This is a genomic window from Vasconcelosia minhoensis LEGE 07310, from assembly GCF_015207255.1.
Classification (GTDB): Bacteria; Cyanobacteriota; Cyanobacteriia; order Phormidesmidales; family Phormidesmidaceae; genus Vasconcelosia; species Vasconcelosia minhoensis.
Genome location: NZ_JADEXG010000039.1, coordinates 43,216 through 49,722, shown reverse-complemented (window position 1 = coordinate 49,722; position 6,507 = coordinate 43,216). Strand labels below are relative to the sequence as shown.

Annotated in this window: 5 protein-coding genes; 1 reads left to right on the top strand and 4 read right to left on the bottom strand. The window is 55.1% G+C overall.

Annotation, left to right across the window (positions count from 1 at the left end):
• Nucleotides 1-129: 129 nt before the first annotated feature.
• The 4 genes from IQ241_RS15930 to IQ241_RS15915 form a co-directional block, all read right to left on the bottom strand.
• Nucleotides 130-948: a TlyA family RNA methyltransferase gene (locus IQ241_RS15930; RefSeq protein ID WP_193908950.1), complete on the bottom strand. Its 819-nt coding sequence runs from the start codon at nucleotides 946-948 to the stop codon at nucleotides 130-132.
• A 5-nt stretch (nucleotides 949-953) separates the two neighbouring features.
• On the bottom strand, nucleotides 954-1,229 hold the full coding sequence (locus tag IQ241_RS15925) for a hypothetical protein (protein WP_228021770.1): 276 nt from the start codon (nucleotides 1,227-1,229) through the stop codon (nucleotides 954-956).
• Between the two features lie 69 nt (nucleotides 1,230-1,298).
• The gene (locus tag IQ241_RS15920) at nucleotides 1,299-3,998 is read right to left on the bottom strand and encodes a PAS domain-containing protein (RefSeq protein ID WP_228021774.1); all 2,700 of its coding nucleotides are present in this window, start codon (nucleotides 3,996-3,998) and stop codon (nucleotides 1,299-1,301) included.
• A 118-nt stretch (nucleotides 3,999-4,116) separates the two neighbouring features.
• On the bottom strand, nucleotides 4,117-4,545 hold the full coding sequence (locus tag IQ241_RS15915; protein ID WP_228021769.1) for a tetratricopeptide repeat protein: 429 nt from the start codon (nucleotides 4,543-4,545) through the stop codon (nucleotides 4,117-4,119).
• A gap of 175 nt (nucleotides 4,546-4,720) precedes the next feature.
• On the opposite strand from IQ241_RS15915, the gene malQ reads away from it, so the two are divergent.
• Nucleotides 4,721-6,229 (top strand): 4-alpha-glucanotransferase, encoded by a 1,509-nt coding sequence (gene malQ / locus IQ241_RS15910; protein WP_193908945.1) that lies wholly within the window; start codon nucleotides 4,721-4,723, stop codon nucleotides 6,227-6,229.
• Nucleotides 6,230-6,507 lie beyond the last annotated feature (278 nt).

The window sequence follows — 6,507 nt, the reverse complement described above, 5'->3', positions numbered from 1 at the left end:
CTGTTAGTTTGTAAGCTGCATCCTTGAAGGTGGCTTTGACTTGCTCTGTTAACATCCGCTCTACCGATGGCTCTCTATAAGCCCAGTTTAACCTCATTCAGGGGAGGTTATTTCAACGCTGCTCCCTTATTAACTTTCTAGAGTCTGGCGGGCGGACTGGGCGAGCTGGTGTAGGGCGTCGAGGTTAGGCGCTTGTTGATTGCTTTTACGATCTTTGAGCCAGAGTAGGTATTCGATGTTTCCGGCAGGTCCCGTCAGCGGCGACCAGGTTAGGCCCCAGTAGTGCCAGCCCTGCTGCTGGGCGGCGGTGAGTACCTGCAGCAAAGCATTGGCATGATCGCTGGGTTCGCGGACGACGCCTTTTTTGCCGATGCGATCGCGCCCCACCTCAAACTGCGGCTTCACTAACAGGACGACTTCCCGAGGCGACGTCAGCAGCTGCCAAAACGCGGGCAGCACCTTGGTCAGCGAAATAAATGAGACGTCCATGACGCCTAAATCGGGTCGCTCAGCTTCGTCTGCATAGAGGTCTGCTGGGCTGAGATGGCGAATGTTGGTGCGTTCCTTGAGCAAAACCCGGCTGTCCTGCCTGAGCTTCCAGGCCACCTGACCGTAGCCGACGTCAATGCCGTAGACCTGAGCGGCCCCCGCCTGTAGCAGACAGTCCGTGAAGCCACCGGTGGAAATGCCGCCGTCCAGGCAAACCCGATCGGAAATCTGCAAATCAAACGCAGAAAGCGCCTGGGCGAGCTTTTCGCCCCCTCGGGAGACATAGGGCGATTTTTGCTTGACCTGAATCGTAGCGTCGTCGGGGATCGGTGTTCCGGGCTTATCGATCAGCTGCTGATTGACCTGAACTGCACCGGCTCGAATCAGCCGCTGGGCCTGCTGGCGAGAGGTGCAAAAGCCCGCTTCGACCAGGCGCGTATCGAGCCGCTGCTTTGCCAAATACTCTACTCGTTAAAGTCTGGCTCGATTGTATCAGGCTGCTGGCGGGGCTTGAGCAAGAACCAGCCCATGGCAAAAAAGGATGCCGTGGCCAGCTGCATGATGTCAATGGCGGAGAGAAAGCCGTCAGAAACGGCGGCAATGGTGCGATCGCAAATCCCAAAGCTCCAAGACCCTAAGCCAAAGAACCAAAAGCCGGTTCTCAACCGATTCAAAAGCTCTGCGGTCTCTGCTATCGGTAGAGCAGAGCGAGCACCAAAAGGGCAGTAGCTGCGCTGCATGTGAAAAATCCACAAAAGTTATCTTTAGTCAAGATAATTGTAAACAAAACTTTACGACTCTGCCATGAGTCAGAGGCGAGCTGCTGTTTGAGGTTGAGCGGCGAACAGCGGCAGCCGAATTTCAAAGCAGGTTCCGCTGCCCGGAGTGGTGATGCAATCTAGTTTTCCTTGATGCTGTTCGACGATGATCTGATAGCTGATCGCTAGGCCAAAGCCCGTACCCTGTCCAAGCGGTTTAGTCGTGAAGAAGGGGTCATAAATTTTAGCCGCAATCTCAGCGGGCATACCGCTGCCATTATCGGCGATGCGGATAGTCGCAAAGTCCTGCTCTACTCCTGTTGTCACCTTCAGCGTGAGGGTCAGGGGTGGGGCAGCGGCAGCGTGAGTTAAAAATGCCGTTTCCAAGGCGTCGATGGCGTTGCTGAAAATATTCATAAAAACCTGATTGAGCTGGCCTGGGTTACATTCCAGCCGCGGTAGGTCACCATACTCGCGAATTACCTTAATTTCGGATCGATTCGACTGGATCTTAAGCCGATGTCCCAGAATCAGCAGCGTACTGTCCAGCCCTTCATGAATATCTGCGGCTTTCTTACCGGCCTGATCCATGCGTGAAAAGTTGCTGAGTGACCGCACAATCTCACTGATTCGTTCGGCCCCAGTCTCTATAGAGCGGAGAATTTTTGATAAGTCTGACTGCAAGAAGGCTAAATCCATTGCTTTGATTTTGGCCTGGATGGGAGCTTGGATGGGCTCTGTTATCTCCGGGTAAGCGGTCTGGTAAAGCTGAATCAGGTCCATCAGGTCGTCAGCATATTCCTGCAAATAGCAGATGTTGCCATAGATAAAGCTAACCGGATTGTTAATTTCGTGAGCGATACCGCCTACCAGCTGGCCCAGGGAGGACATTTTCTCACTCTGTACCATCTGCCCCTGGGTCTGCCGGAGCTGCTGGAGCGTTTCCTCTAAAACTTGGGTCTGCTGCCTTAGCTTTGCCTCGGACTGTCGCAGTGCGGCTTCTGCCTCCCTGCGGTCAGTGATATCTACTGCAATGCCGACTGTTCCAATGGCCATCCCAGCGGTGCTCAACACAGGCGTTTTATAGGTTTCAAACCAGCGAGTCTGCCCCTGCTCATTTACAATTCGCTCTTCTACCCGCTGCTGCCGTCGAGTCGCCATTACCGCCTGGTCTTGTCGAGAATAAGCTTGAGCTAGCTCTGCAGGCCAGATATCAAAATCGGTTTTGCCCGCTAGATCATCAGCAGGCGTACCGCAGGCGTGGCTAAAAGGTTTGTTAACCGCAATAAACCGACTTTCCTGGTCCTTTAGCCAGGCGAGATGGGGAATATTGTCCAGCAGCGACTTGAGCTGCTGCTGCTGCTGCTGCTGTAGGAGCTCGGCCTGCTTGCGATCGCTCATGTTATAGATATAGCCGTACCAAAGAATATCGCCGTTCGGCTGGCGCTGTGGCCGAGAAAACCCCTTCAGCCAGCGATAGTCCTCCGGCGTAATTACCCGCCACTCATACTCCCAGTCTGACAGCCCCGCCGCCGAAGCTTGAATGGACTGATTGAGCCCTGGTAAGTCTTCAGGATGAACCTCAGCGAAGGCTAAGCTGGCATCCTGCTTGAGCTTTTGGGGGTCAACATTCAGCAGTGCCTGAGTCCCAACCGACGCATAGGGGAAGCAGCGGCTGCCGTCGGGCCGCTGACAAAATTCAAAGAGCATTCCCGGCACATTGTCGGTGAGGTGGCACAGTCGAGTTTCGCTCTGCTGTAGGGCTGTCGTCTGCTGTTCGATCTGGGCTTCCAACGCTTCGTTAAGCTGCTGCTGCTGTAAGACGGCCTGTCTGCGCGCAGTGATGTCTGTCACTGTGACCATCAGACCCATGACCTTGCCCTGGTCATCCTGTAGCGGAATCCGGCTGACCCCCAGCCACTCAGTTTGACCGTTGCCCTGCAACCGGGGCTCAATCATATGGAGTTCCGGCTGCCCCGAGTCAATCACCCGGCGATCGCTAATCTGGTGACTGTCAGTCTTCTCCGGGTTCCAAGATAGCTCCTGCTCAGTTTTGCCCGCAATCTCCTCAGGACGTTCAAGGCCGTTAGCAATGGCGGCGCTGGAGTTACAGCCCAGATAGTGGAGATCGGTATCCTTCCAGTAAACCTGCTGAGGAACGTTATCCAGAACGCTGCGCAGCAGCCACCGTGATTGATCCAGTTCCCTCTCCGTCTGGTGCTGCCGCAGGCGACCACCTAGGCTCGCAGCGGCGGCTTGCAGCAGGGCCGTTTCGCTGGTTGACCAGTGGCGCTCTGTGCGACAGGCATCAAACCCAATGAAACCCCAAAAACGCTGCTCCATCTGGATGGGGATTACCAGGATTGAGAGAATCTGCTGACTTTCCAGTATCTGGCGTTCAGAGTCAGGAAAAGTCAGTACCGGGCCAGAAATTATCTCCCCGCGCAGTAAAGTCTGATGCCAACGAGGGAAGAAATCATCATAGGACAGATTTTGCAGGTCAGGATTGTCAATTTCGGGCTGGATACCCTCTGCGGTCCACTCCCAGCGCTGGCTCATCAGCGACTCACCGCTCAGGGGGGCCAAATGATTTTCAAAGATATAAGCACGATCGGCGGCTGCGGCTGTTCCCAAAGTTGCCAGGGCGAGGTTTACCGCCTGGCCATAGTTCTTCTCTATTAGAAGCTGATGAGTAGCCGTCGCGATACCTTGGAGTAGGCGATCGCGCTGCTCAATCTCAGGATGAATCATGGAAGCCACTGATGGGATGCGCATTTTGATTGAGAATGCCCCCACAGCCAGCTGGAGTAACGAAGCGGCAGCACTGCCAACACCTTCTTCAGCCAGAGGGTTAGATCGGCAAGACCCCTCAGGCTGCGCTTTGCTTGAGCACTATCAGCTGCTGCTTCACCTGGTCAATGCCGTCTTTACTGCCCTGACGGTCGTAGCGCTCGCTCGCCTGGAGCAAACTGCGTACAGCCTGATTGTCATCGCCGACGTTGACCTGAGCCAGTCCGAGGTTATGAAACGCTTCGGCGCAGGACGGCTCTAGCCGGCTGACCTGGGTAAACCGCGCGATCGCGCCCCGATAGTCTCCCCCTTGGAAGACCTTCACGCCCTGTTCAAAGGCGGCCTGGGCCTCTCCGCTGAGTGGCGTAGCCGATGCTTCTATCGGCAGGGGAAAGGGAATTTTGCCGCCCAGCGGTTTGAAGTAGGCGTTAGTCATCGCCCCAATCCCAATCCCGGCCACGGCAAGAATGACAATGGCCCAAACTAAAAAATCCGAAACTGCGATCATCCTTTTGTCCATCGGGCTAGCTACCCCTATTAAAGCGGCAATAGCGGCTAGCCAAGGGCCGTTTTTGCTAGCTCAGGCGACTCAAACCCAAAGGAGCGTGACTTTGGGCCTCACCTGTACTAAAACCAAGTAGGACTCGCTTAACGATTCCTTTGGTTCACATCTGCAAAAAATTATGAGTTTTCAACGCGCCAGCGGCGTTTTACTGCACCCGACTTCCCTACCCAGCCCCCACGGCATTGGCGATTTGGGGCAATCGGCCTATGAGTTTATTGATTTTCTAGAACGCAGCGGCCAGACCCTCTGGCAGATTTTGCCGCTGGGGCCGACTGGCTACGAGCATTCGCCCTACACCATGAACTTCAGCGCCTTTGCCGGCAATCCGCTGATGATCAGCCTGGAGCGGCTGGCGGAAGACGGTCTACTGGATGCAGGTTCGCTCTCGCCCCTGCCAGATAGCAACCCCAACCGGGTTGAGTTTGACCGGGTCATCCCCTACAAAGACGAATATTTGCAGCAGGCCTTTGAGCGATTTCGAGACACGCTAGAGGGCGATCGCAAATCCCGCTACGACCGGTTTTGTCAGGAGCAGGCCTGGTGGCTGGATGACTTCGTGCTGTTTATGGCGCTGCTAGAGGCCAACCAGGGCAAGAGCTGGAGCCAGTGGGAGCGGCCCATCGCAGAGCGCCAGCCAGAAGCGCTCAAAGCCCAGACCGAGGCGCTGAAGGAGCGGATTGACTTTCAGCGGTTTATGCAGTTCAAGTTCTTTGAACAATGGACCGATCTGCGTCAGTACGCTAACCAAAAAAATATTCAAATCATTGGCGATGTCTCGATCTATGTCTGCCACAACAGCGCCGACGTTTGGGCGCATCCTAAACTGTTTAAGCTCGATCCAGAAACGCTGGAGTCGGCCTTTATTGCGGGCGTGCCGCCGGACTACTTCAGCGCCACCGGGCAGCTCTGGGGCAATCCGGTCTACGACTGGGATGCCTGCCGTCAGAATAACTACGACTGGTGGATTCAGCGCTTCCAGGCCACCCTGCAATACGTGGACCTGGTGCGGGTAGACCATTTCCGCGCCTTTGAGTCCTATTGGGAGGTGCCTGGCGATGAGGAAACGGCGATGAACGGCGAGTGGATTCCCGGCCCGGGAGATGAATTCTTCAAGGCCCTGAACGACCGGCTGGGCAGCCTGCCGATTCTAGCCGAGGATCTGGGAATCATTACGCCCGAGGTGGAGGCCCTGCGCGATCGCTTTGACTTCCCCGGCATGAAAATCCTCATGTTCGCCTTTGCTGGCGGCCCTGAAAATACGCACCTGCCCCACTACTATCCACAAAACTGCATCGTCTACTCCGGCACCCACGACAACGACACGGCCCTGGGCTGGTGGAATCGGGCTGGGGCTGAGGAAAAGCAGTTTCTGGCTAAATACCTGGGCTATGGCAGCGTGGACGAAGTTGAGGAAATTAACTGGGTGCTGATTCGCACGGCCCTGGCTACGGTCGCTAACTCTGCCATCATCCCGCTCCAGGACATCTTTGGGCTGGACAACAGCGGCAGGATGAACGACCCCAGCGTCATTCCTGGCAACTGGCGCTGGCGCTACGGCAGCTCTGACCAGCTCTCGGTAGACCATCAGCAGCGACTGCTAGACCTGACCAAGCTATACAGCCGCTGATAGTGATTGAGCGTAGGCTGGGTTTCGGTGGCCTCAACCCAGCCATACACTGACCTGCTCTTGGTCAAGGCGTTTTCTAGGTCAAGCTTTCATATGCAGTTTGATTAGACCTTATGCACTAACTTGGAACGACTCTTCTGAACTGGCTGCTTGTGGTTGGAAAATATACTGAAACCTTCAATATATCTGCCTAATGTAAGCGTAATAATGGACAGCTCGCAGTATATCCAGCCGGTTCCAGGTAGATATACTGAAAGAATAGATCTAATAAATAGTTA

Bases quoted from the DNA above. Each gene is read 5' to 3' on its own strand.
- IQ241_RS15925 (WP_228021770.1), bottom strand. From the start codon at position 1,229: ATGCAGCGCAGCTACTGCCCTTTTGGTGCTCGCTCTGCTCTACCGATA.
- IQ241_RS15920 (WP_228021774.1), bottom strand. From the start codon at position 3,998: ATGATTCATCCTGAGATTGAGCAGCGCGATCGCCTACTCCAAGGTATC.
- IQ241_RS15915 (WP_228021769.1), bottom strand. From the start codon at position 4,545: ATGATCGCAGTTTCGGATTTTTTAGTTTGGGCCATTGTCATTCTTGCC.
- malQ (WP_193908945.1), top strand. From the start codon at position 4,721: ATGAGTTTTCAACGCGCCAGCGGCGTTTTACTGCACCCGACTTCCCTA.